Origin of the sequence: Rhodococcus sp. 06-418-5 (assembly GCF_002258285.1) — a bacterium.
Classification (GTDB): domain Bacteria; phylum Actinomycetota; class Actinomycetes; order Mycobacteriales; family Mycobacteriaceae; genus Rhodococcoides.
In genome coordinates this window covers 514,610-539,805 of the sequence record NZ_NOYE01000016.1, presented here as the reverse complement: position 1 = coordinate 539,805, position 25,196 = coordinate 514,610, and the positions used below count along the sequence as shown (strand labels likewise).

Annotated in this window: 23 protein-coding genes; 6 read left to right on the top strand and 17 right to left on the bottom strand. The window is 61.5% G+C overall.

What is annotated here, in order from left to right; translation table 11 throughout:
• Positions 1-3: 3 nt before the first annotated feature.
• Positions 4-585, bottom strand: a complete 582-nt coding sequence (locus tag CH274_RS14950) for a (2Fe-2S)-binding protein (RefSeq protein WP_094658051.1) — start codon at positions 583-585, stop codon at positions 4-6.
• A gap of 345 nt (positions 586-930) precedes the next feature.
• Here CH274_RS14950 and CH274_RS14945 point away from each other — a divergent pair, with 345 nt between their 5' ends.
• The gene (locus CH274_RS14945; RefSeq protein WP_094657883.1) at positions 931-2,052 is read left to right on the top strand and encodes an XdhC family protein; all 1,122 of its coding nucleotides are present in this window, start codon (positions 931-933) and stop codon (positions 2,050-2,052) included.
• Between the two features lie 58 nt (positions 2,053-2,110).
• Here CH274_RS14945 and CH274_RS14940 read toward each other — a convergent pair whose 3' ends face one another.
• From CH274_RS14940 to CH274_RS14925, 4 genes are all read right to left on the bottom strand, one after another.
• On the bottom strand, positions 2,111-2,380 hold the full coding sequence (locus tag CH274_RS14940; RefSeq protein WP_141215359.1) for a hypothetical protein: 270 nt from the start codon (positions 2,378-2,380) through the stop codon (positions 2,111-2,113).
• An 18-nt stretch (positions 2,381-2,398) separates the two neighbouring features.
• Positions 2,399-3,679: a TRAP transporter large permease subunit gene (locus CH274_RS14935; protein ID WP_373453928.1), complete on the bottom strand. Its 1,281-nt coding sequence runs from the start codon at positions 3,677-3,679 to the stop codon at positions 2,399-2,401.
• A gap of 53 nt (positions 3,680-3,732) precedes the next feature.
• Positions 3,733-5,196 carry an MmgE/PrpD family protein gene (locus CH274_RS14930; protein ID WP_094657881.1) on the bottom strand — a complete coding sequence of 488 codons (1,464 nt, stop codon included), beginning with the start codon at positions 5,194-5,196 and terminating at the stop codon, positions 3,733-3,735.
• A 182-nt stretch (positions 5,197-5,378) separates the two neighbouring features.
• Complete coding sequence (locus CH274_RS14925; protein WP_094639652.1) at positions 5,379-6,272, bottom strand: LysR family transcriptional regulator; 894 nt, start codon at positions 6,270-6,272, stop codon at positions 5,379-5,381.
• 158 nt (positions 6,273-6,430) lie between these two features.
• Here CH274_RS14925 and CH274_RS14920 point away from each other — a divergent pair, with 158 nt between their 5' ends.
• Both CH274_RS14920 and CH274_RS14915 read left to right on the top strand, forming a co-directional pair.
• Positions 6,431-7,549: a tartrate dehydrogenase gene (locus CH274_RS14920; RefSeq protein WP_373453932.1), complete on the top strand. Its 1,119-nt coding sequence runs from the start codon at positions 6,431-6,433 to the stop codon at positions 7,547-7,549.
• A 238-nt stretch (positions 7,550-7,787) separates the two neighbouring features.
• Positions 7,788-9,287 carry an aldehyde dehydrogenase family protein gene (locus tag CH274_RS14915; protein ID WP_094658050.1) on the top strand — a complete coding sequence of 500 codons (1,500 nt, stop codon included), beginning with the start codon at positions 7,788-7,790 and terminating at the stop codon, positions 9,285-9,287.
• Positions 9,288-9,371: 84 nt separating this feature from the next.
• Here CH274_RS14915 and CH274_RS14910 read toward each other — a convergent pair whose 3' ends face one another.
• Positions 9,372-10,766 carry an MFS transporter gene (locus CH274_RS14910; protein WP_094657880.1) on the bottom strand — a complete coding sequence of 465 codons (1,395 nt, stop codon included), beginning with the start codon at positions 10,764-10,766 and terminating at the stop codon, positions 9,372-9,374.
• The gene (locus CH274_RS14905) at positions 10,763-11,221 is read right to left on the bottom strand and encodes a MarR family winged helix-turn-helix transcriptional regulator (RefSeq protein ID WP_094657879.1); all 459 of its coding nucleotides are present in this window, start codon (positions 11,219-11,221) and stop codon (positions 10,763-10,765) included. Before CH274_RS14905 ends, CH274_RS14910 begins: the two co-directional genes overlap by 4 nt.
• A 208-nt stretch (positions 11,222-11,429) precedes the next feature.
• On the opposite strand from CH274_RS14905, the gene CH274_RS14900 reads away from it, so the two are divergent.
• Positions 11,430-12,281 (top strand): IclR family transcriptional regulator, encoded by an 852-nt coding sequence (locus CH274_RS14900; RefSeq protein ID WP_179275752.1) that lies wholly within the window; start codon positions 11,430-11,432, stop codon positions 12,279-12,281.
• Between the two features lie 89 nt (positions 12,282-12,370).
• On the opposite strand, the gene CH274_RS14895 is transcribed toward CH274_RS14900, so the two are convergent.
• The 8 genes from CH274_RS14895 to CH274_RS14860 form a co-directional block, all read right to left on the bottom strand.
• Positions 12,371-13,138, bottom strand: a complete 768-nt coding sequence (locus tag CH274_RS14895) for a glucose 1-dehydrogenase (RefSeq protein WP_037189109.1) — start codon at positions 13,136-13,138, stop codon at positions 12,371-12,373.
• A gap of 54 nt (positions 13,139-13,192) precedes the next feature.
• Positions 13,193-14,629 carry a sugar porter family MFS transporter gene (locus tag CH274_RS14890; protein ID WP_230596198.1) on the bottom strand — a complete coding sequence of 479 codons (1,437 nt, stop codon included), beginning with the start codon at positions 14,627-14,629 and terminating at the stop codon, positions 13,193-13,195.
• 456 nt (positions 14,630-15,085) lie between these two features.
• Positions 15,086-15,418: a cupin domain-containing protein gene (locus tag CH274_RS29695; protein ID WP_141216753.1), complete on the bottom strand. Its 333-nt coding sequence runs from the start codon at positions 15,416-15,418 to the stop codon at positions 15,086-15,088.
• Between the two features lie 194 nt (positions 15,419-15,612).
• The gene (locus CH274_RS14880; RefSeq protein ID WP_094657877.1) at positions 15,613-16,035 is read right to left on the bottom strand and encodes a nuclear transport factor 2 family protein; all 423 of its coding nucleotides are present in this window, start codon (positions 16,033-16,035) and stop codon (positions 15,613-15,615) included.
• Positions 16,036-16,080: 45 nt separating this feature from the next.
• Positions 16,081-17,070, bottom strand: a complete 990-nt coding sequence (locus CH274_RS14875; RefSeq protein ID WP_179275751.1) for a ketopantoate reductase family protein — start codon at positions 17,068-17,070, stop codon at positions 16,081-16,083.
• Between the two features lie 23 nt (positions 17,071-17,093).
• Entirely contained in the window at positions 17,094-17,885 is a 792-nt protein-coding gene (locus tag CH274_RS14870; RefSeq protein ID WP_094639658.1) for an HpcH/HpaI aldolase family protein, read from the bottom strand.
• Positions 17,886-17,917: 32 nt separating this feature from the next.
• Positions 17,918-19,372: an aldehyde dehydrogenase family protein gene (locus CH274_RS14865; RefSeq protein WP_094657875.1), complete on the bottom strand. Its 1,455-nt coding sequence runs from the start codon at positions 19,370-19,372 to the stop codon at positions 17,918-17,920.
• Positions 19,373-19,411: 39 nt separating this feature from the next.
• The gene (locus CH274_RS14860; protein WP_037189114.1) at positions 19,412-20,233 is read right to left on the bottom strand and encodes an SDR family NAD(P)-dependent oxidoreductase; all 822 of its coding nucleotides are present in this window, start codon (positions 20,231-20,233) and stop codon (positions 19,412-19,414) included.
• Between the two features lie 147 nt (positions 20,234-20,380).
• Between CH274_RS14860 and CH274_RS14855 the strand changes: the two genes are divergently transcribed.
• A complete protein-coding gene (locus tag CH274_RS14855; RefSeq protein WP_037189180.1) occupies positions 20,381-21,220 on the top strand; it encodes a hypothetical protein in 840 nt (279 codons plus the stop codon).
• An 82-nt stretch (positions 21,221-21,302) separates the two neighbouring features.
• Positions 21,303-22,793: an NAD-dependent succinate-semialdehyde dehydrogenase gene (locus CH274_RS14850; protein WP_094657874.1), complete on the top strand. Its 1,491-nt coding sequence runs from the start codon at positions 21,303-21,305 to the stop codon at positions 22,791-22,793.
• A gap of 126 nt (positions 22,794-22,919) precedes the next feature.
• Here CH274_RS14850 and CH274_RS14845 read toward each other — a convergent pair whose 3' ends face one another.
• Both CH274_RS14845 and CH274_RS14840 read right to left on the bottom strand, forming a co-directional pair.
• Entirely contained in the window at positions 22,920-23,966 is a 1,047-nt protein-coding gene (locus CH274_RS14845) for an NAD(P)-dependent alcohol dehydrogenase (RefSeq protein ID WP_094657873.1), read from the bottom strand.
• 98 nt (positions 23,967-24,064) lie between these two features.
• Positions 24,065-24,727, bottom strand: a complete 663-nt coding sequence (locus tag CH274_RS14840; protein ID WP_037189116.1) for an SDR family NAD(P)-dependent oxidoreductase — start codon at positions 24,725-24,727, stop codon at positions 24,065-24,067.
• Between the last annotated feature and the right edge of the window lie 469 nt (positions 24,728-25,196).

Here is a 25,196-nt window from a genome sequence, read left to right as displayed (position 1 = left end):
GGTTCACGCACCTCCCTGTTCCGCCACGCGGGAGATGGCGGTGACGATGTTGGTGTACGCACCGCATCGACAGATGTTGCCGCTCATGGATTCTCGGATCTCTTCGGGAGAGCCGGCGTGACCTTCACGGATACAGCCGATTCCCGAGAGAATCTGGCCTGAGGTGCAGAATCCGCACTGGAAGCCGTCTTCGTCGATGAATGCTTGCTGGAGTGGATGCAATTGGCCATTGGTCTCCAGACCTTCGATGGTTGTTATCTCGGATCCGTTTGCTTGAACGGCAAGAGTCAAGCAGGACAACACCCGCTGACCGTCGGACAGCACGGTGCAGGCCCCACACGCGCCTTGGTCGCAGCCCTTCTTCGTTCCCGTCAGCTCCGTGTGCTCCCGCAACATGTCCAGCAGCGACGTGCGATTGTCAACGGCGAGTTCACGTTCGGCACCGTTCACCGTCAATCGCACCGGCGACGTTTCGGATGGGGTGACCGGGGCACCTGCGTCGTTCGAGCAACCGTTCAACAGAGAAACGGCCGCAATCGCGCCACCTGCAGCGATAGAGGTACCTACGAAGGTACGGCGCGTCATGGTGTGTGGAACGCTAGCTTCTTCGGGCGAACCGGTGTCGTGCTGTGGGGCCATTGCACTCTCCTAGGCACTGTACGAACGTGGGGACGCGACTGTTGGGCCCATGCTTGCAGCGAATTCGTGGATCGGACAGGCACTGGCTAGGCACGTACTGGCAGGGAACCCCTCTGCCTGCACGTTTGACGGCAAGGGCCGTCATTGCGGCGTACCGTCGAGCCAACGCCGCATCATAAGTTGATTGTTCGTACTTCGACACAGCGGCATCAGCGACTTCGCTATTTTGCATCGCACGCGGTCTCGTATACCGAGAGCCCAATCGCGCGGCGATCCGGGAAGGGCCCTTGAATGCACGAATTGCTCGATGACATCAGTAGTCTTCTGGAAACCTCTCCTGTCGCGTTGGCACGTGTCGTGGCAACGTCCGGGGCGGGACCGCGCGCTGTCGGAGCCAGCATGGTCGTGACCGCAGACGGGGAACCGTTGGGTTCATTGTCGGCAGGATGCGTCGAATCAGTTGTGATCCATACGGCTGTTGAGGTCATCAGAACCGGAACGTCCGCGCGCGAGCTGTTCGGCTACTCCGATCCCGACGCAATCGAGATCGGACTACCGTGCGGTGGCGAGATCGAGGTCTTTATCGAACGAATCGACCCCTCGCACAGACAATTGATCGATCGGTTGATCGTGGCCCGGGACCAGGAACGACAGTTCGCCCTGGTCACGGTGCTGAGTGATCAGCCGCGACGTTTCGTACTGGGCGACCCGAAGGCGTCGCTAGACAACGGTTGGGCGCGAGAATTGCCTGTGAGTGCCCTTGCTGTGTACGAGTCGGGATCGACCGGCATCGTCGAAGACGCGGGGGACTGTGCCCGAGTGTTTGTTCATACCTTCCCTCCTCCGCCGCGGATGATCCTGGCCGGTGCCAATGACTTCGTCCGAGCATTGGGGGCGTCTGCCACGCTGCTCGGGTATCGGGTGACCGTCGTCGACGCCAGACCTGTCTTCGCAACCACCGAACGTTTCCCGAACGTGCACGAGGTAGTGGTCGACTGGCCGCACCGATATCTGAAAGCCGAAGACGCTGCCGGCAGACTCGACGCTCGCACGGTCGTATGCGTGATGACACACGACAGCAAGTTCGATGTCCCGATGTTGGTGGCGGCATTGGAGCTGGACGAGCTCGCCTTCGTGGGTGCGCTCGGTTCACGTCGGACGCATTCCGAGCGACTAGGACGATTACGGGCTACAGGGCTTTCCGAGCATGTGCTCGCGCGTGTGAACTCACCCCTCGGACTGGACCTCGATGCGCGGTCCCCCGAGGAGACAGCAATCTCGATTCTGGCCCAACTGATAGCTGACCGAAGTGGCGCTTCGGGACAGCGGCTGCGGCAGTTGGACGGACCGATACATCGACAGCACGAGGGTGTCGGCGTTGACGCGCGCGTGTCGATGAATGCGGTTGTCTAGCCGGTGCAATTGCGCTTTACTCGGTGGGGTCCGCAGGCCACTTTCATTGCCGTGCGGTCTATGCTGCATCCGGTGCCGCGTCACGAACGCTGGATTCGGTCACAGAGTCTTCCTCGGGATCGCCGAGATACGACATCACGAATGCAAGCAACCCGGCTACTCCCGCGCTGCCGAATACGTAAGGGCTCATCAAGGCGAAAGTCTGAGTAACGAATTCCCCTCTGCCGAGGATCAGTCCGGCCGCCTGGCAGAGGACGATGACCAGCCCTCCGAGCAGAAAGACGACGGTGCTGAGGCGGAAAAGTGTCGATACGGCCGTGCGGAACATGAACGATGTCCTATCCATTCAGACGGGGAGAATGCCGAGCGCGATCAGCACACCGATGGCGAGAATTGGAATGCAGTAGTACTTGAGCAGCGGCACAAAGATTTTCGACGGATCGATTCTTGCTATTCCTGCGGCGATGTAGATCGGCGCGCCGGACGGTGGTGACGCTCCCTCGGTCGACGCGAAGACCAGCACCGCGGCGGCCGCAATCGGTACAGGGACGCCGGCACCGGCCAATGCTGCGACGGCCACCGGTCCGACGGTTGCGACGGTGGCCGATGCCGTCAGGGGGATCGCGATGACGACGATGATGATCCCGACCAGGATTGCCATCAGCCACTTCGGTGCGGCCAATGACTCGAGCATCGAGGTCAATTGCTCGGGTAGCCTCAGCTGGCCGAGAACAGCGGACGCGGAGAACGCCGCGACGAGCGTCGTGCCGATGATTCCGAACTGAGGTGCCGATTCGCCGAGTATCTTCCACCAGCCTTTGCCGTCTCTGGGCAGGTGTCGACGTCCGAGAAAAAGGACGAGCAGAATCATCAGCACGGGGATCCAGGTGATGATGCTTATCGCTCTCGACATCACCAAGTCGGTGTATCGACCGAGTGCGTTCGCGATCGGCCCCTGGGTGAGGAACAAGGGGATGAGCAGCGGAATGAGTAGAAGGCCCGAGGTCCACCCAGCACGAAGACTGCGTCGGGCAGGGATTCGGTCCTCGACAGCGATCGGCTGCAAGCCGTTCTTGCGTATCAGATAGAAATTGAGCACAAGTCGGTAAACGAGACACCACACGCCTGCGATGGCGAGGGGGACGATGATTTCGTCCGCGTCCATCATGCCGCTGACAGTGGCCGATCCGACCAGGATGAACATCGTGGCACTGAATGGAAACGTCAAACCCATACCTGCAGAACCGGCTACGACGGTGGCAGACAACTCTCCGCTGACGCCGGAACGTTTCATCCATGGAACCGTCACCGATCCCACTACTGCGGCCATGGATGCGCCGACGTGGGCGACCGCACCGAAAACCGCTCCGGCCAGAGTCGTGGTGTAAATCGGTCCTCCCTTCATTCGCCCGAGGAATGAGTTGAGAATATCGATGAGCCGATCGAGCACCGGTGTCTTCGCCAGAATGAAACTCATGAAGATGAACGCCAGAGCCGCAAAAGTAATTTCGGCCTGAATCGCGTCGACGAAGCCGTTCGCCATATACCTCGGCGCATCTCGGCCGGCAAATGCGCCGACTACGACGAAGCCGACGAGCATCGCCTCGCCGATATTTCGTTTGAGCACTGCATTCCACACCACGATCGTGCCAATGAATGCTACGAGCGCCCAGATGGCGATCACAACCGCGCCCCGGTTTTCGGCGACGTCGTCTGCGAAGATGTTTCGTACTCCGGTGAACAACTATTGCTTGCAGCAGGACTGAGAATTCCCAGTACCACTGTTGCGTCCTCGAGCGATTCCAATTTCTTGATCGAGTCCACGACCTCGTCCAGACTGTCGTCCAAATGCCTGACAACGGCGACCGCCGCACAGTCGATAAATTTTTCGGCCAAATCGCTCCAGGAGAGCGGCGCATCGTCGTTTCCTGGTACCCCGGTGCCGGTCTTCTCGTATCGCCGACCGTCCCGAGTGACGATCTCGACTCGTCCCGGGGGTAACTCGAGAGTCCAGTCCAGGGACGCATCACTTATCGGGACTATTTTCTGAGCGACGGCCAGGACAGATGTGTCCTTCAGAGATTCACTGCTGAAGTGCGCGATCTTCACGGTCCCATGAACTGCGCCGACCGCGACGAGAAACGGGAGGCTGAACTTCGCGTCGACCAGCGTCGTCGGAGTTCGGCGTGCTTCGAGTGGACGGCACATGAGATCGTGGTAGTCGCCGACGAATACACGAATTTCGCTGAGATCGTCCGCAGTCAGGTGGTTTTCTTTCAGTAGCTCGATGGTCGCGTGGATGTGGCTGTGGGCGGTACCGACGGCCGGCCACTTCTTGTAGAGAGTTCCGCTGCCCAGGTAATCGGTTCCCAGACCCTCGAGAATCTTCTCGCGGTCGTATACGCCGCCGAAGTATGTTTTCAGGATGCCGTATTCGCCCTCGAACAGGGTGTCGACGCCCGTGGTGCCTTTCTCGGCCAAAAGAACGGCCGTCACCGCGCCTCGGGCAGAAAAGCCCGCGTACATGCCACGAAGGTCGCTTCCGGTTCCAGCCACTACCTCCATGACACCGCTCGATTGCATGCTCGCGATACCCAGTGCATGGGCGAGCTGACTGGCGGAAAGGCCGAGTACGCGACCTGCTGCTGCGGTGGCAGCGAACACCCCCACCACCGTCGACAGGTTCCAGTCCTTACGCCAACCGACGTTGCATCGCAGCCGGGCGAACAAGTCTTGACCCGTCGCAACCGCCGCGATGAGGTCCTGGCCGGTCACTCCGCCCTTGCGCTCGGCGACTGCGAAAACGGCGGGGATGATGGAACTGGAAGCATGTTGGCCCCAGGGAGTCTGATCGTCGTAGTCGAGGCAGTGGGCCAAGGCACCGTTGGCGAACGCTGCCGCGATGGCCGGGACTCTTCCTCCGAAAGCCAGGAGGGACGCCTCTGGGGTACCACCACCCTCTCGGACCAGGTCGATAGCTGCGCGTACTGCTGGTTCGACGCCACTGGCGGCAAGGATTACCCCGAGAGTGTCCAGGATGCTTTTCTTGGCGGCGTCTATCGCCTCCGGTGCCAGTGTCTCGAACGTCGTGTTGGCAGCTGCGTACGCCAGGTGATGTACCAGGTCGTCGGTTTCGGTCGGCATATAAAACCCCTATCGCGTTTACCTCGAATGACAGCGTCCGGCTTCGGACACGCGTTGTCGCTTGGGTCACAGTTCGAGTCGATCTATTAAGGGGTTACGCAGCCTCAAATGTCCAATACGTTTTGCCAATTGAAGTTATCGATTACGCCGATGTTCGGATGTGGAAAAAATCTCGGTGATGCTCAATTCGGTACTTCGCCGGCGTACTTTTGGGCTTCGTCCATCAGCACTCGTGCCGGGGGAGTCATGTGTGTCAGTCGGCACACGGCGGCGACGTGCAGGTAGGACTCAGGGACGATGCGGCGAACTCGGGCACCAGCCTGCTCTGCCGACGCCGCCCAGGCAGAGGGAGTGACTGCGTGGCCAAAGCCGCTGAGCACCATGGGGAGAATGGACGTCCGGTGTGCGACCTCGGCGGCGATAGTGGCGGGGATCCCGCTGGCGAGAATGTCGTCCACCAGCGATCGCATCAGCGACCCCTGTTGAGAAGCTATCAACCTCAGCCCTGCCAGCTCTGACCGCTGAATCTCGGGCCGGTCGGGTAGATCCGCGTCGGGGCTCGACAGCAGCAATAGAGGCTGGCTCTTGAATGTCACCACCTGCAGGTCCGGTGCCTGAACGGCCTGGGGTGAGCCGAGAATGCCGATCTCGCTGACGCCGGTGCGAACCGCTCGGAGGACCTCCTCGGGGGTGAATGCGGCTTGGGCATTGACGGTTACGGCCGGAAACAGCCGACCGAACGCGGTGAGGATAGTGGTGAGAGGCTCGATCCCAGGTGATGGCATCGTGATCAGGTCGAGGCGTCCTCCTCGAAGTCCCTTCAGGCCATGCACGGCTGCTTCCGCGTCGTCCAGATCGCGCAATACCACTCGAGCCGGCCCCACCAAGGTTTCGCCGGCGGCGCTCAGTACGAGTCGCCGACCGATGCGATGAAACAAGGGCACCCCCAGTTCGCGCTCCAGTCCGGCGATGGCCTGAGAGAGAGTGGGTTGGGCGATGAGCAACACCTCGGACGCGCGATTGATGCTTCCTTCATCGACAATAGCCAGGAAATACTTCAGCTTTCGTGCATCCACTCGAACCTGTCTCCTTGTTGTGAGCGTCGTGAGTTCGATGCAGTCTAGCTGCGGCCGAACCCTTCCTATTGATCGAGCCTATGAGTGACATCGGAACTTGGTATTGGACGGGGGGGAGCTTGCGAGGTCTTAATTGATGGACTCAAAGCGTGATCTGTCTGACATCGGAGGTAGTAGTGGGCTCGCAGTCGACCACGTATCGGATCGCGTCGATCCCCGCCGACGGTGTCGGGGCAGAGGTGGTGGACGCGGGCAGACGGGTACTGGACGCCGTGGCCGGGCACTCCGGGGGTGCGTTCGCCTTCGAATGGGACGAGTTTCCCTGGGGTAGCGAATATTACGCGAGGACAGGAAAAATGATGGCCGACGACGGCCTCGAGATTCTGAGAGCCTACGACGCCATCTATTTCGGTGCCGTGGGGTGGGAGAACGTCCCGGACCACATCAGTCTGTGGGGTCTGCGCCTGAACATCACACAGAACTTCGATCAGTGGGCGAATGTGCGACCGGTGAAGTTTCTGCCCGGAGTGCAATCCCCGTTACGCAAAGCGGACGACACAGAACTCGACTGGGTTGTCGTCAGGGAAAACAGCGAGGGCGAGTACGCGGGCCTCGGTGGACGCAACCTCGGCGGACGCGGCCCTGGCAACGAGGTGGCACTGCAGACGTCGTTGTTCACCGACAAGGGCTGCGAGCGGATCATGCGTTTCGCGTTCGATCTGGCGCGCACTCGCACTGTCGCAAAGGTCTCCTCGGTCACCAAGTCCAACGCCCAGCAGTACGGCATGGTGCTGTGGGACGAGGTCTTCCATCGAGTTTCAGCGGACTATCCCGACGTTGCCACGGAGAGCGTTCTGGTCGATGCGATGAGCGCGAAATTCATCCTCCACCCAGAGGAACTGTCCGTTGTCGTCGCGTCGAACCTAAACGCCGACATTCTCTCCGACCTCGGATCTGCACTCGCCGGCAGCCTCGGGATCGCAGCTAGTGCCAACCTCAACCCCGAACGTCGTTATCCGAGCATGTTCGAGCCTGTCCACGGATCGGCCCCCGACATCGCAGGCAAAGGCATCAGTAACCCCATCGGCGCGATCGCCAGCGCAGCCCTGATGCTCGATCACTTCGGACGCCACGCCGAGGCCAGGCAGATCGAAGACGCCATTCGAGCAACCACAGCTGGGGGAGTCCTCACCCGCGACATCGGTGGCACGGCAGACACCAAAACCGTCACCGATGCCATCGTCAACGCGCTACGGACCGCGCTCACGCCAGTGTGACCCGGCGCATCAGACCCCGGTCGGCTCGATATGGCCCTTGTCGAGCCGACCGGTTCCAACGAAGTTCCACCCGAGCGTGCGCGTAGTTTGTCCGAGGGCACACCGGGTGTGAAATCCTTGTACGCGAATCAGTTTCGGCTCATGGATGTAGAGCGCGCTTTGAAACACAAGAACCGTCAAGTCGGTTGACGCTCCACCGACCGATGCGGTGTCGTCGATAATTTTCGAGAGGATGCAAGTGAGTACGGATCTGCAGAATTTTGTACTTTTGGACAGTGCGCAGAGTTTCCTGGCGCGGGAGGTGCACCACCCCTTCGTCGACGGGCGCAATGTTCCGGTTGATTCCGGTGAGACTCTGACGACCGTCAATCCGTCTACGGGTGAGGTTCTCGCCCGGATCGGTGCAGGCGGCGAGTCCGACATCGACCGGGCGGTGGTCGCGGCCCGCCGCGCCTTCCACGGTCAGTGGAGCACCTGGTCTCCCTACGAACGTCAAGCTCTATTGACACGTATCGCGCACATCATGGACGACCGTTTCGACGAACTGATCCAGATCGAAGCACTGGACATGGGTGCCCCGGTCACGAGGTTGCGCAACTCCAAGGCGGCCTTGATGAAGATGTTGTCGTTCTTCTCGACGCAAGCGGGGAACATCTCGGGTGAGACATTGATGAATGGCATCCCTGGCGACATCGCCACGATGACGTTGAAAGCTCCGGTGGGTGTCATCGGGGGGATCATCCCGTGGAACGGCCCGTTGGGCGGCCAGTTCTGGATCATCGGTGCGGTCTTGGCCAGTGGCTGTACCACCGTACTCAAGCCCTCCGAGGACGCGTCGCTGTCCGTTCTGAGAACGGCAGAGATACTGCACGAGGCCGGCGTTCCCGCCGGCGTCGTCAACGTGGTCACTGGCTTGGGCAAAGATGCGGGCAACGCGCTGGCCAGTCATCCGGACGTCGACCGGATTGCTTTCACCGGATCGACGCAGACCGGCCGCAGCATCATCAAGGCCTCGACTGTCAACATCAAGGGCTTACAGCTCGAGCTCGGTGGCAAATCCGCCGACATCGTTTGCGCCGATGCAGATTTGGACAAGGCGGTACCAGGAGCAGCCATGGGTGTGTTTGCCAACTCCGGTCAGATCTGCTTCGCCGGAACGCGTGTGTTGGTTCAGCGGTCCATCGTCGATCAATTCACCGAGCGACTCCTGAAGTACATGGACGAGATCCGGGTCGGACACAGCCTCGACGACGCGGCCACCCTGGGTCCGATCATCTCGCAGCCCCAGTTGGACAAGGTCATGGCCTACACCGACATCGGCCGTGAGGAAGGAGCCGAACTGCTCCGTGGCGGCGAGCGGTTGGGCGGCGATCTCGGCAGCGGCTACTTCATGGCACCGACCGTGTTCGGCGGTGTGTCGAACGATATGCGTATCGCCCGCGAGGAGATCTTCGGACCGGTGCTCTCGATTCTTCCCTTCGACGACGTGGACGAGGCTATTCACATTGCCAACGACAGCGACTACGGACTCGGCGGTGCAGTGTGGTCGCAAGGTCTGTCGACCGCCATGAGGGTGGTCCGTGGAGTGCACACGGGCACGATGTGGGTGAACTGCTACGGATACATCGATCCCATGGTCGGCTTCGGAGGCACCAAGTTGAGCGGATACGGAGCCAAGGGCAACGCTGCCCACATGGACAACTACCTCTACACCAAATGCGTCTACATGGAGCTGTGACGACTCGCTGACCCCGAAAAGTGGGCCCTTCTTCGATTGTGTTGCCTTACTGGGCAATCAACGGAAGGGGCCCACTTTCTTGTCTCACCCTCGCGACGTCGCCGCTCGACGGTAAGCGAGCAACCCCGCGAGAACGACTGCGGCGCACACCATGATGAACATGCCCGTCCGGTGCAGGCCGTCGTCGTCGACGACCGGACCTGCGGTGATCTGCAAGACGACCACCGCAAGATTTGCTCCGACGAAGGCGATCGTCCGGTACATCCCGATAGCGGTGCCGACATCGTCGACCGAGGTCGTCGCATTGATGAGGCTTTGATTGCCGATGTTGTGGAAGCCGTTGGGGATTCCGAGTACGGCAGCGACCAGAAGCAGAACGTAGATCGGGGCGGTGCTGGACTCGACGGTGGCAATCAGGGTGCCGCCGACGAGCATCATGACCGTGCCGGCGAGAAGGGTGCGTCGCGCGCCGAACCGGCCGTACACGCGGGCTCCGATGACCGTCGACAGGACGGTGACGCCGGCGACCGGCAGCATGGTCAGACCGGTCTCGATGGGTGTCATTCCCCGAGAAGCCTGCAGCCACTGTGGAATGCCGAAGAACACGCAGTAGAAGCACGTGTAGGTGATGAGTGCACCGCCCAGGGTCGCAGCCAGCGCACGGTTCTGGGCAAGAGCGCGCACGTCGAAGAACGGTTGGTCCGTGCGACGTTCCCACACGACGAACAGCACGAACGCGACCGAAGAGACGGGGAGTATCCACCATCGGACGGTGTCTCCGATCGACACCAGAAACACCATCAAGGACGCCACTGCGGTGACGAAGAACGCGATACCGATTCCGTCCATGGCTCCGAGAGCTTCTCGCACGGACACCGTAGACCGACCTTCGTTTCCGACGTCGACCGACAACACTGCGATCGCGCTGATGGCCACGACGGGAAGGTTCACCCACAGGATCGACTGCCAGCCGAACGTTCCGACCAGAAGCCCGCCGACGGTCGGGCCGAGCGCAGCAACGGACTGGCCGCACATCACGATGGTGGTGAGCGCAGTGCGCGTTTGCTGCCCGTGGAGTTCTCCGTATGCGCGCACCATGGTCATGGCGTTGGGCATATGCGCCGAGATCCCGATCCCGAGAACAACGTACGACGCGATCAACGTCCCGATGTTCGGTGCGAAGGCCCCGCAGACGGAACCCAGTGCCACGAAAGCCAAACCTGCCACAAACACTCGGCGCGCGCCGAGCATCGATCCCAAGCGACCCGCCATCGGCGCGCAGACGGCGGTTGTGATGTACATGGCCGAGATGACCCACGAGACGTTGGCGCTTGGGCCGAACTGAGCTGCGATTCCGACAATGGCCACAGCGATCATGGACGAGTTGAGCGGTTGAAGCACGGTTCCGGTGGCAGCCGCTCCTCGGACGCTGAAGGGAATTGATGTTCGCGTCGGCTCCGTTTCGGTACTCCGCGTCATTCGCGCACCGCCCGATCGTCGACGCTGTCGTCGACGACGGGTGCGCTCGACAGGCGACGCAGCAGGGCACCGGCAGCGAAGAGCACGTCACGTTCCACCGAACTGCAATGCGTATCGAGTGCGTTCGCCAGCCACTCGTCGCGCTTGCGGCGGTCGGCTCCGAGCTTCGCCTTGCCCTCCTGCGTGATCGAAATAATCTGCGCGCGACCGTCATCGGGGTCTTGGATGCGTGTAACCAGTCCGCGCTCTTCCAGGAGTGTGACCGTCCGAGCCACGGTCTGCGGTGTCACCCGCTCTACATTTGCCAGTTCACGGGCGCTCATTGCGCCGATGCGGTCGAGATTCCCAAGTGTCTGAAGCTGGGTGGGCGTCAGTAGGTGGCCAGCAACGTTCGCTCGAATAGCGCGGTTGAACAGCACGATGTCTTCTCGGAGTCCATCGACCCGATCGTCCACGTGACCCTCCTTATTGATAGCCAGCAATGCTTATCAACATACGCCCGTAAGCGCGTTTTCGGATGTAAGATGGCGGATAAGTAGCCAGCATCACTGGCTAATATCCGGTCGGTCGGGCGTCAGTGCGGTGTGACGCATCATGGTGGGCCGGAGCACTAGGATGAGTGGTACGCGGCGAACGACGGAAGAAATGGGTCGGACTCGAACGATGGCACGGTCTCATGCATCGAATGACCTCGATGAGGTGGCGGAAAGCCCGGACACGGCCGGCAGCCTGGAGAAGATGCTCCACATTCTGGAACTGTTCAGCGAAGCCCAGCCGATGTGGTCCACCGCCGCGATCCTCGAATACCTCGATACGTCTCGATCGACGGGGTATCGGTACATCAAGACGTTGAACGATGCCGGGTTGATCGCCGCGGTGCGTAACGGGCAATACACTCTCGGTCCCCGCATCATCGAGATGGATCGCCAGATTCGCGAGACCGATCCACTTCTATTGGCCAGCCGCGGTGTGCTGGAGGATCTTGTCGACAACATCGGTCACTCCGCGTTGTTGTGTCGACCATTCGGCGACTCGGTCCTCTGTGTCGGTGAGTACCGCGCTCCGCTCAGTCCGGCCAACCGTTTTTCTCGCGGCGAACGGCGTCCGTTGTTTCATGGAGCGGTGTCCAAAATAATCCTGGCGTACCTTCCACATCACCGTCTGAAGGCGTTGTACCCGCGTCAACGTGAGCAGATCCAGCAGGCGGGTCTGGGAGATTCGTGGAGCGCTTTCCGTACGACTTTGGGAGCATTCAAGAAAGACGGTTTCGTCGTCACGGTGGGGGAGTTCAACCCTGGCGTCTGCGGAGTCGCGGCACCTGTTCTCACCGGACAGAAGACGGCACTGGGAAGTGTTGGGGTGGCGTGGGATGTGAACGAGCGGCGCGATGTCGACGTGCAGCGGGCAGTGACGGCCGTGAAGCTCGCAGCGTCGAAGATTTCGGACGGAGTGGCCGACATCCAACGTCGCGCCGACGCTGCCGACGGGGCGGGACCGGTCTCGAGTTCCTTGTGATCGAATCTCCCAAGCAGACAAGGCAAATCGCCGCCAGACGAGGTGCTCTCACACTGTCTGACGGCGATTTGCCGGTACCGGAAGGTCGGTCAGAGACCGACGGTCTGACCTCCGTCGATCACCATTGCATGACCTGTCGCGAAACTTCCGAGGTCTGACGAGAGCCACAGAACCGCAGACGCGATCTCGGCGGCGGTTCCCATGCGTCCGACGGGTTCCTGGCCGATCACACGAGCCCTGCCTTCCGGAGTGCCGCCCGAAAACCTGTCCATCATGGGCGTCTCGATGATTCCGGGACAGACCGCATTGACTCGAATGCCCTGGTCGGCGTAGTCGAGCGCGGCAGACTTGGTCAGTCCGATCAATCCGTGCTTCGCAGCGACGTATGCAGCCTGCCCTCGAATCCCGATGACACCTGCTCCCGACGACGTGTTGACGATGGATCCGCCACCGTTTTTGAGCATCGCGGGAATCTGGTACTTCATGCAGAGGAAAGCGCTTCGCAGATCGATGTCGATCAGCCGTGTCCACTCGTCTTCCTCGATGTCGACCAGTGGTGCGGCCGGCTGTTCGATGCCGGCATTGTTGAACGCGATGTCGAGCCGACCGAATTCCTCGACGGTCCGCTCGATTGCGTTACGAATGTCGCTGGAGGACGAAACGTCGCAGCGTATCGCTACCGCTCGACCGCCGTGTTCGGCTGCGAGCCTGGCGCTTTCGTCGTTTCCGACGGCATCTATGTCAGCCAGAACCACGTCCGCACCTTCGCTCGCGAAGGCCAAGGCGGTTGCGCGGCCGATTCCGCTGCCGGCTCCGGTCACGAATACAGCTTTTCCGGCGAATCTGCGTTCAGTCATTTTCGGGTAATCGCATTCTGCTAGGTGAGTGAGAGAGGTCTGCTCTGCGTCCGGTTACGAACCGGCTGCCGACGCGGTGCCGCGAGCTCGCATCTCGATTTCCACTTCTTCGAGGGTTCGGCCTTTGGTCTCGGGGATGAACCGAAACGCGAACAGTGCGGCAAGAACGTTCAGCACCATGAATCCGCCGAACACCACCACGGACCCGAACCGCTCCGCGAGGATCGGGAAAAGGAACGAAATGAGTGAGTTCGCAATCCAGAGCCCGCCGAGCGAGGCACCCATAGCAAACCCACGGATAGGCAGGGGGAATAGTTCCGACAGCACCAGGAAGCCCGTCGTTCCGAGGAATGTCACCATGAAACCCGTGACCGAGAGCATGAACAGCAGAATCAGGTACGAACGGACGGTGGACTCGGGCATCATGTACGTGACCAGGAGCCCGAAGTGTGACACCGCGACACCGATGAAGCCGAACATCATCATCTTGCGTCGTCCCATGAGGCCGAGGATCCACATTCCGATGATCGTGAAGATGATCATCGCAATACCTACCGTGACGGATGCGAGTAGAGCGGCGGATCTGGTCAGGCCGGACGTTTCCAGGACTGTCGGTGCGTAATACATGACCACATTGATTCCTGTGGTCTGCTGAGCGACCGCCAGAATGATGCCGACCATGATCAAGCGCTTCATCCACGGTTCGTTGCGAAGCACGGCGAGGACGGATACTTTTCCCTTGATCTGATCGTCTTCGACGATCGAAGAAATCTGCTCGTACTCGGCTTCGACCCGTTCCGCCACATGGGCACGTCGGAGCACGTTTTTCGCTTCGTCCCACCTCTGCTTGCTCGCGTACCAACGCGGGGTGTCGGGTAACGCGAGCATGCCGAAGAACAAGGCGACGGCAGGGATCGCAGCGATGCCGATCATGTAGCGCCACACCACCGAGCTGTCGACAAGGTTTGCCAGCAGCGCGTTGAGTACGAAGGCAAGGAACAGTCCGACGGTGATCATCAACTGATTCATCGTGACGATGCGGCCCCGCTGCGACGCCGGTGCCATCTCGGCGAGATAAAGCGGCACGACGACGGATGCGACTCCGACCGCGTAACCCAAGGCAATTCGTCCTGCGACCAGAATTGCGACTGTCGGAGCGAGAGCACAGACGATGGTGCTGACAATGAATATGAAGCCAGCGATGACCAATGACTTTCTGCGTCCCAAGCGATCCGCGATCGGGCCACCCAGGAGTGCACCTGCTGTCGCGCCGGGGAACAGTAGCGAGGTGACCACCAACCCTTCGCTGACGGCGGTGAGATTGAAGTCGTCGCGCAGATACACGAGTGCACCCGCGATCACGCCGGTGTCGAGCCCGAAGAGCAACCCGCCGATACTGGCGATCAGCGTCAGACGGAACAGAAACGTTCTGGGGTCTTCGCGACTACCTTGGTCGGTCGAGACCCGCGTGGAGTCCAACTTGTCGGACACAGAAATTCTCCTTCTTGATGAACGGGCTGTGCCGCGGAAGTTCGCATGTCTCGGTCGATGTCCGGTCTTGCGGTCGGTCTTCGGCAACAGTGTGGGTGCATCCGTGGTTGGCACGGCAGCGGCAGGTTCTATGGTGTGGAAGGCGCGGCGTGGGCCACGGGGCGGGCGGTAGTGGCCGCGCTGCCTGGTGGTCTACGCATCGATGGAGTGCCGCATCGTGCAGTTGCTGCCCGAAGTGACCGCACTCACATAATTGAAGATATCCTGCCATATGGGAAATAGTCAACAGTTTGGTAAGAACTGTCGCGCGCCGTCGCCGTGCGTCTCTTGAAGGAGCAGGATCCAGGGTGTAGGACATCGGCCCAGGATGCGACTGCTTCGGTAATGTTGACGGACAACAGATTCCGGTTCAGCGGCCGATGCGGCAAGGGAACCGGAATCTTCGGTCGGCGGGAGTCAGCGAGTCGCGCTGATGTGCACTGCGGAGACCACGCAGAATTCGTTGGTCCGGTTTCGCCACGCGTGCTTGGTTCCACGCTGAATGATGGTGTCGCCCGGCCGCATGATCGTCTCGCCGGTGTCGAGTAAGACACATGCCTCACCCGAGATGACGGTGACGATGTCGATGGTGTCCGTCGTGTGCATACCCGGGGGATCTGTCGAGTCGATCGCATCTCCTGCGCCCGATTCCGCCAGGATTCGCGCGTAGCCGCCTTCGTAGTCCCACTCGTTGTCTGGGGCGAAAGCGGTGATGACGTAGTTGTATCCGGCCGGCGGGGGCGGAATCACGGCGGCACTTGGAGGGCCGTTCGGAGCCGTGACCGGAGTCGGAACCTCGGTTCCCTGCCATAGGTGGTTCCGGGTGTAGCCGTCGGCTACCAGTCGGTCGGTCGTAGGACCATCACTCGTGATAGTTGACAGGCCTTCGTCGTCAAGGCCTGTGACGATCAGGCGAGACTGAAACTCGCGGTGCTCTCCGGTCATCAGTGACCCTTCCTTGCGTTGTCGAATGTCGCCGACTCGCGCAGCAGTGCTTCGTCTACAGGTGCATTGTCCACATAGATTCTCTGGTCCACGAACTTCCCGTCGACAATGGTGATCCTTGAGGCGGCCTTGATCTCGACGACCTCGCCGCCGCGCAGGGTCCAACGACCGAGAGACTCGAAGAAGACGACACCGCCGTCCTCTTCCCAAGCGTTGACGAGATCATGTGCGAGTGATTCGACCCTGTCCAGCGCGGCGCTGAAGGCCGAGACGACGTTCTCCCGCCCGACAATCTCTGGGCTGTTCCCGAACGTCAGAGTCATGTTCTCTGCGTAGTACTTTGCGAATTGTCGAGGATCGTTTTTCTGCATGGCCGTGTAGTACTCGGTGAGCAGAACGATCGTGTCGGATGTTGCGCGCATGGGTGCGATCTCCGTAATTGACAGTGGTAGGTGACGTCCAACGGTTCAAGCCGGGTCGCGGTAGAGGCCAGAAGCACGAGCTCGTTGAGTGACCAGTTCGATCACGAAAGACAACGTCGGTGTCGGTACGTGAGCCAGTGCGGCCAGCTCGAGAGGGACTCGAAACAGGGCGTCGATCTCCATGGGTCGGCCGGCCTGCAGATCCTGGACAACGCTCTGAAGATGAGTCGACGCCGATTGCTTTCGTAGAACGTCCTCCGCATCGGCCGGTTCGCATCCCAGCGCTCGGGCGATGGCGCTGTTTTCCGTCGCCATCGTCAACGCGGTCGCGGCGATAGAGGGTTTGTCGAGGACATCCTTCATCACGGAGCTACTCAGTACGCCCAGCGCGCCACCGACCAGATTCATCGACAGTTTGGCCCAGACGGCGTCGCGGATCGTCGATGTAGTGGTCGCTTCGAGACCGCTCGAGTCGAAGAGCGACGCAATGGCATTCACGCGACTGTCGACTCGACCATCGGGCGTGCCGAGTATCAGCCTGTTGCGTGGATTGACCGCAGCGATTTCGCCTGGTGCAACGACGGTTCCCGCCGTGTACGCCACGGCACCCACTGTGCGATCGGGACCGATGAGCGAGAACAGGGAGCCATCGGGATCCAGTCGTCGTAGGTCGGTGCCGTCCAGAGGTCCACCGTGGGAGTGGAAGTACCACCAGGGAATTCCGTTGGAGACGAACACGACGAGGCTGTCGTCGTGCAGCAGCGACGCGATGTCTGCGGCGATGGACGGAAGCGTAGGGGCCTTGACCGTGACGAACACGATGTCCTGCGGCTCGAGATCGCCCGGGCGCTCGGTCGCGAACGGATGCGAGTGCAGTTCACCGTCGTGGGTTTGCACCCGAAGGCCGTGTTCGCGCACAGCTGCGAGATGGGGGCCTCGCGCGATAACCGAGACCTCGGGTCCGCCCTTGCCTGCGGCAAGACGGCCCGCGAGGTGTCCCCCGACGGCTCCGGCTCCGTAAATGCATACTTTCATGGGCATGTAGCTGCTTTCTCGCGTCAGGAGAACTGCTGACGCTTCTGTGCGGCGGCACCGGCGAGGAACGAAATGTCGTTGCCGGTCGAGACATATCCGGCACCCATCTCCAAGTACTGACGAATCAGGTCCGGACGACCGCCCATACCACCGATTCCCACAGTCTTTCCGCCGGCCTTGCATGCAGCGATGACGCGCAGGTACGCCTGGTGAATCTTCGGATGATCCACCTGCCCAGCGACACCCAGTTCGACGCTCAGATCGTTGGCGCCAACGAGCACCACATCGACTCCCTCGACGGCCGCGATGTCCTCGGCCGCGTCGAGACCCGCCTGAGATTCGATCATGACGATGACCATCGACGCCTGGTCCAACTCGCGCACGACTTGTTCAGCGGGAAATGTTCGATAATGCAGTTGGGGGGCTGCCCCGGCAAGCGAGCGCTCACCGAGCGGCGCGTGCTTGACGGCTCGAACAGCGGCCCGCGCCTCGTCGGCAGACGCAACACCCGGAACGACGATTCCCATTGCGCCGGAGTCCATCACGCGTGCGATAAGCGCCGGATCGAGGTCAGGAACGCGGACCAGAGGGGTGACACCGAGATGATTGCACGCCATACATATCTGGCCTGCATCCTGAAGTGAGAAACTGCTGTGTTCGAGGTCGATGTAGACGGTGTCGAAACCCGCGGTATATGCGATCGACGCGATGTCGATTGTCCGGACGAGGCGTACGGTCATCGAGTAGACGGGTTCGCCTCTGGAGAGCTTCTCTTTGGCGAAATTGTGCAGTAGAACTGGGGTTTCGTCGCTCATGTGCTGTGGTCTCCTGTTTGATCTGTGTGTGTTCAGCCGAACAAGGCGGGCAAGTCGCTCGCTTCGTCGTCGAACCCGTAGACAGACTTGACTTCCAAATATTCCTCGAGGCCGAGCCTGCCCATCGAGCGACCGATTCCGGATTGCTTGTAGCCACCCATCGGTGTGTGGGAGTCCGTTGCTGCGCCGTTGACACTGATGCGTCCGGCGCGAATGCGGTTCGCCACCTTCTTGGCGTTCACGAGGTCGCCCCCGAACACGTAGCCACCGAGGCCGTAGGGGGAGTCGTTGGCAATGTTCACTGCTTCGTCCTGGTCGCGGTAGGGAAGCACGACCAGAACGGGTCCGAATACCTCCTCGCGGGCGATCGTCATCTTCGGTGTGACTCCGGTGAACACCGTCGGTTGCACGAAGTAGCCGCGGTCGATGCCCTTCGGTCGGTCGAGGCCGCCCGTTTCCAGCACGGCGCCCTCGTCGATGGCGGTCCGGATCAGATCCTGGATGGATGCGAACTGGGCAGCGCTGACGACCGGTCCCATGGTGGTCGAACTGTCCAGTGGGTCACCGATGCGGAAGCGTTCCGCCTCGTCGAGGAGGAACGGGATGACTTTCTCGATCTGGCTCTCGTGCACCAGCATTCGGCTGGGGGCGTGGCACGACTGGCCGGTGTTGACGAAGCATCGCTGGATGTTCCATCGTGCGGCCTTCTCGAGGTCGGCGTCCGGAAGGACGATGTTCGCAGACTTGCCGCCCAGTTCGAGGCATACCCGCTTCACAGTGCTTGTCGCCGCTGCAGCTCCCACGAGCTTGCCGGCACCGGTGGATCCGGTGAACGAGATCATGTCGACGTCGGGGTGGTGGGACAGCCGGTCACCTACTTCGCGACCGGTACCACTCACCAGGTTGAACACGCCGGCGGGGACACCGGCTTCGTGGAGCACCTCGGCCAAAAGTACGCCGCTGGCAGCGGATTCGACGCTCGGTTTGGCGACGACGGTACACCCGGCCGCCAAGGCGTAGATGATTTTGATGACGCCCGTCTGAACCGGCCAGTTCCACGGCGAGACCAACGCGCACACGCCGATCGGTTCGCGACGAACGATCGCTGTGCCGACCCTCGACTCGAACGGATAGTCGCGCAGGATGTCGCGGGCAACCTTCATATGATCGGCCGGTCCTGCGACCTGTGCACGGTTCGAGACCGGAATGCCGACCTCCTGTGCGATGAGCTCCGAGAATTCGTCGAGGCGCGACTCGTACACCTCGATTATGCGGTCGATCAACGCGATTCGACTCTCGACAGAGGTCTCGGAGAAGGTAACGAATGCGCGCCTCGCGGCCTCGACCGCGAGGTCAGCGTCTGCAACGCCACCGAGTGCGACGGTGGCGAACGGTTCCTCGCGCGTGGGGTCGATCAGTTCGAGCTGTCTGGGTGCGATGGGCTCGACCCATCGACCGTCGATGTACAGGTGCGGGTACTGCCTCATGGTCGAGCCTTCCTCGGGGTAGATGTCACGTCGGGTGGCCTAGCTGCTGTGTGTGTAGCCCCCATCGCACGCAATCGTCTGCCCTGTCACGAATGCGGACGCAGGTGTAGCCAGGAAGAACATGATTCCGACGAGATCGGTCGGCACCATTCCGCGTGGAATGCACTGAAGCGACTGGGCGCGCTGGCGCACCTCGGCCGTGGGGTTGATGACTCGCTCGACCTCGGTGGCGACCGACCCGGGACGAATACAGTTGACGGTGATTCCGTGGGGACCGAGCTCGCGCGCCAACGAATTGGTCATACCGATCAGTGCGGACTTCGAAGTCACGTAGTGCAGGTAGTTCACCGTGCCGCGGGTCACCGCATCGGAGGAGATGTTGACGATGCGACCGAAGCCCGCCTTGCGCATGTGAGCCGCCACTGCCCGGACGCAGAGGTAGGTCCCGGTGATATTGACCCGCAATACTTGTTCCCACTGTGCGACGGGAATTTCGTCGAAGGGTCCCTTTTCGATGGTCGCGAACACGGATGCGTTGTTGATGAGTACGTCGACACGGCCCCACTTCGCGACGACGGTATCCACCATGGCACCGACGGCCTGCTCGTCGGCGACATCGACCCGCACGGCCAACGCGACTCCGCCTGCGTTCTCGATCTCGCCGACGACAGACTTCGCCCTGGCTTCGTCGAGATCTGCAACGACGGCCAGAGCCCCGGCTGCAGCGAACTGTCGTGCGATCTCACGTCCGATGCCTTGTCCCGCACCGGTCACGATGACCACCCGATCTTCCACGCTGAAGTCGCGCGCCGAAGCGGGAACTCCCGAATCCTGTGGGGCGTGTGTGAGCGCTGTCGTCATGTCGTTCCTTGTCGAAGTCGCGGTGTGTTGTGTCTCGGTGACTGCGGGATTGTGACCCGCATCTATCTATTATTGGACAATATCCCGAACTGTGGGATATTGTCAACGGAGTTCGGATCGAACATCCACGTGGTGAAGGAGCAGAACATGCGAGTGAGTAGGGCATCGGAGACCGGTGAGGAAGCCGTCGGCACAATGCGTGAGGGAAAGCTCGAACAGAAGCATCTACTGTTCGGTGTGGACGGCTCGCCCAACAACTACGACCTGAACACCGGCTACACCGGTAGCGGTGGGTGGAGAACCCCGCGTCACCGGCACGACTTCGATCAGGTCCGTTACGTCGTCGAGGGTCGGCTGCCGTACTCGGAGACCGACTACCTGGAACAGGGTTGGGTCGGCTACTTCCCGGAGAGTGTCCATTACGGACCGCAGGAACGTGAAGAAGGTTTGCGCACACTGGTTCTGCAGGCAGGTGGAGCCAGCGGCAACGGCTATCTCTCTGTGGCGCAGCGTGAGGCGACCAACGCCGAGCTGAACGAAAAGGGTGTTTTCAAGAAGGGGCTCTACCACTACACCGATGAGAATGGCGTGGAGCAGACCTCGGACGGTTCGCAGGCGATCTTCGAGCACGCCACCGGCCGCAAGCTCGAGTTTGCTCCTCCGCGGTACACCGACGTAATCGCCATGAACCCAGAGGCGTACGACTGGATCCAGCAGGGTGACTCGGGCGTGTGGGACAAGTGGCTCGGTAACTTCACCGAACGCAACCTCCGCCTCGGGTTCGTCCGCCTGGACGCAGGGGCGACCTACGGGGCCGGACAATTCTCGTCGATCGAGATTCTCTTCCAGCTCGACGGCAACGTGCTTGTCGGCGGCGAAAAGTACGGTGCCGAAACAGGTTACGAGTTCCTGGCCAACGAGGGGCCCGTGACCATCGAAGCTGTCGAGCCCACAGAATTCTTCCGCGCGGTACTGCATACCTTCTGAGCCTGCATGCGCCGCATGCTCGCGAGTTGGACGGCCGGCGACGGGACGACATTCCATCACCGGAAAGTAGGCTGAGAACACCATGACTACTCAACTCGGCGACTCCCGTTCGTCCCAACGAGCAAGGGCGGCTATCGCCGCAGTCCCCACCGGTGTATTCATCGGTGGGGAATGGGGAGAAGCGGCATCCGGTGACCGTTTCGAGGTCATCAATCCGGCAAATGAGCACGTCATAGCGACGGTAGCGGACGGAGGGCCGGGGGACGCGCGTCGTGCCATCGAGGCCGCGGGCCGCGTCCAGAAGGAGTGGACCAGGACCTCTCCCCGCGAGCGGAGCGAGCTCCTGCGCCGGGCGTACGAACTGATGCTGCTCGAGCAGGAGGACCTCGCACACATCATCACCAGCGAGATGGGCAAGCCCATCGAGCAGGCGAGAGACGAGGTCGCCTACGCAGCCGAGTTCTTCCGGTGGTTCTCGGAGGAAGCCGTTCGCATCGGCGGCGACGTCACAACGACGGGTGACGGAAAGAGTCGCATCATCGTCTCTCGTGAACCTGTCGGACCATGCGTTCTCATCACGCCGTGGAACTTCCCCCTTGCGATGGCTACGCGCAAGATCGGGCCGGCCATCGCGGCAGGATGCACCGTGGTGTTCAAACCCGCGAATCTTGCACCGCTCGCGTCCCTCGCACTAGTGGACATTCTTGTTCGGGTCGGCCTGCCCAAGGGCGTCGTCAACGTCGTGTGCACGACCGATGCTTCGGCTGTCGTGTCGCCGTGGATGGCCAGTGGAATTGCCCGCAAGATCAGCTTCACAGGCTCGACGGCGGTCGGTGTCAGGCTTCTCGAGCAGGCGTCCCAGCACGTCATGCGGTCGTCGATGGAGCTCGGCGGCAACGCTCCGCTGATCGTGTTCGAGGATGCGAACCTGGATCGAGCCGTGGAAGGCGCGTTCGCGGCCAAGATGCGGAACATGGGCGAGGCGTGCACGGCGGCCAATCGCATTCTCGTGCAACGATCGGTCGCAGATGAGTTCGCCAGGCGGCTGGCAGCGCGGTTGGGCGCGCTCACGCTCGGGGACGGCGTCGACGCGGGTACGGAAGTCGGCCCTCTCATCGATGCGAAAGCCCTGGCGAAAGTCGAGGATCTCGTCGGCGATGCCGTCCGCGGAGGAGCCGAGGTGATCTGTGGCGGTACGAGGCCGGACCGTCCGGGCTACTTCTACTTGCCGACTGTTCTCGCCGACGTGCCTGCCGACGCGGACCTCATGTCCGAAGAAATCTTCGGGCCCGTGGCTGCCATAGTTCCGTTCGACTCGGAGGACGAAGCCGTGCGTCTCGCCAACGACACCCCGTGGGGTCTCGCTGCGTACCTGTTCACCCAGGATGTCGATCGAAGCTTCCGGGTCGGGGATGCCCTCGAGGTCGGCATGGTAGGTCTGAACACGGGCATCGTGTCCAATCCTGCTGCGCCGTTCGGCGGCGTCAAGGCCTCCGGTTTGGGGCGCGAGGGTGGACGGGTAGGGATCGACGAGTTCCTCGAGTACAAATACATGGCGATACCGCGCGCCTGAACGGCACCGGAATCCGTCCGGCACGCAGAACCTGCAGTGCCGACTTCACGGAGACGACGGCACCGACCGTCGGCGCAAGCACCTTTCGGGCTTGCACCGACGGCCGGCACATAGTCGGATTGGGACTCAGACGAATGTCGCGGTATCGATGACGAATCGGTAGCGAACGTCGGAGGCGAGCACTCGTTCCCACGCGTCGTTGATCTGGTCGGCGGAGATGACTTCGATGTCGGCTCCGAGATGATGCTCGGCGCAGAAGTCGAGCATTTCCTGAGTTTCGGCGATCGATCCGATGGCCGATCCTGCGAACGTTCTGCGGTGGGGGATGAGTGAGAAGACCTGCAGCGGAAGGGGTTCTGCGGGAGCGCCCACATTGACCATCGCGCCGTCGACGGCGAGCAGAGACAGGTGTGCGTTCAGATCGATCGAGGCGCTGACGGTGTTGATGATCAGATCGAATGTGGACGCGAGCTTGTCGAATGTGTCCGGGTCGCTGGTTGCGTAGTAGTGGTCGGCTCCCAGTCGAAGTCCGTCCTCCTGCTTCTTCAGCGACTGCGACAGAACCGTCACCTCGGCACCCATGGCGTGGGCGATCTTGACGGCCATGTGGCCCAATCCGCCCATGCCGACCACCGCGACCTTTTTGCCGGGACCTGCTCCCCAGTGGCGGAGCGGTGAATAGGTGGTGATCCCGGCGCACAGCAGCGGCGCGGCGGCGTCGAGTGCGATGCCCGCTGGGATTTTTACGACGAAATGTTCGGTGACGACCACCTGCTGGGAGTAGCCACCCTGCGTGGTCGTGCCGTCGCGGTCGGTGCCGCCGTAGGTCTGGATGTTGCCGACGAGGCAGTACTGTTCGAGACCCTTGACGCACTGGGCGCATTCACCACACGAGTTGACCATGCAGCCGACTCCGACGCGATCGCCGACGGCGTGCTTGGTGACCTCGGATCCGACCTCGGCTACCGTTCCTGCGATCTCGTGGCCGACGACCAGCGGGTACGACACCGGGCCCCATTCGCCTCGTGCGGTGTGAATGTCGGAGTGGCAGATGCCGGCGAACTCGATGTCGATAAGGACGTCGTGTGGTCCGAGATCGCGGCGCTCGATCGTGATGGGGGACAGGGGCTGGTCGGTTGCGGTGGCGGCGTAGGCCTTCACGGAAGTAGTCATGTGATCAGCGAACACCGTGGACGGCGATCGAGGGAGTCTCTGAGAAAGGGTGTACCGGCAAGGTGCCCTTCGTCGACGCTCGACCGCCGGCTCCGGGCTCAGTCGAGAGGCGCGACGAAGATCCGGAATTCCTTACGCTCGGTGTGGATCTCCCACAGAGACTGTGCGAGGGCATCCGGCTCGTGCGAGGGCTCACCTGCACCAATTCCCCGCGGGATGATCAGCTGACCGACGTGCAGACCCTCGGGTGCGAGGGCATCGTGCAACAGTTGCGCGTAGGCGCTTTCCCCGGCGAACGCGATCGAGGTGCCCGCGACGGAGGCTCCGGGGCGAACAGCGCTCGACCCGTTCACGAACAGCACCGTGCCGCGCCCGAGCGTGCGCATTCCGGGCAGCACGTGTGTCACGGCCGTGACAGGACCGTAGATCGAGAACTCCACCGGACCGGCCAGATCCTCGGCGCTGGTTTCCAAGACGGGCTTCATGAACTCCTTGGCCGGCACGGGGCTGTATTGCAGTACCTCGATCGGGCCCAAATGCTCGACTGCTGAATCCAGTGCTGCCGTAAGCGATTCAGCATCCCGTACATCGGCGGCGAAGCCACGGGCGGTGATCCCTTCGTCGACAAGTCGGGCGGCGATGCGGTCGACGTTGTCCTGGTTCCTGGAAATCAGCGCTACTGCGAGTCCTTCGCGTCCGAAGCGGCGAGCCACGGCGGAGCCGAGACCTTCACCCGCACCGATGATTGCGATCGTGGTCATTTGTCTTAACTCCTCGTGTTGGGGTTGTGAGTACCGATTCCTGTCCTTCCCACACTGTCGTGTCGACGGCCGAGTGGCAAGTTCGATGCCGGCGGTGACCTGGTCTTTCGTCCACTGAGTGGTTCCCTGTCAGTACACCCCACAGCAGGGACTCCCGCCGTCACCGTTCCCGCTGTTTACTCGACCCCGTGCCCCTACGACAAACGCCTTCCATGAGGACTTCTCGTGCAGAGCGCTGAGGTGCCGCGCCAGCGGTTCGCTCGGGCCGGGTCTCGAATTGCAGTCGGCCGTGCTGCTGTGACTGCAGTCGTCGTCCTCTCATTGTCTGTATCGGCGCCGATGCACTGCACTGCAACCGACCTGGTTACTGCTCCGAGCGCTGTCGAGAGTGCGGGACCATCTGCCGCGACGGCCACCGAAGTGTCAGGATTCGACGCGGCTCGCCTCGAAGTGCGAATGCGCACGGCTA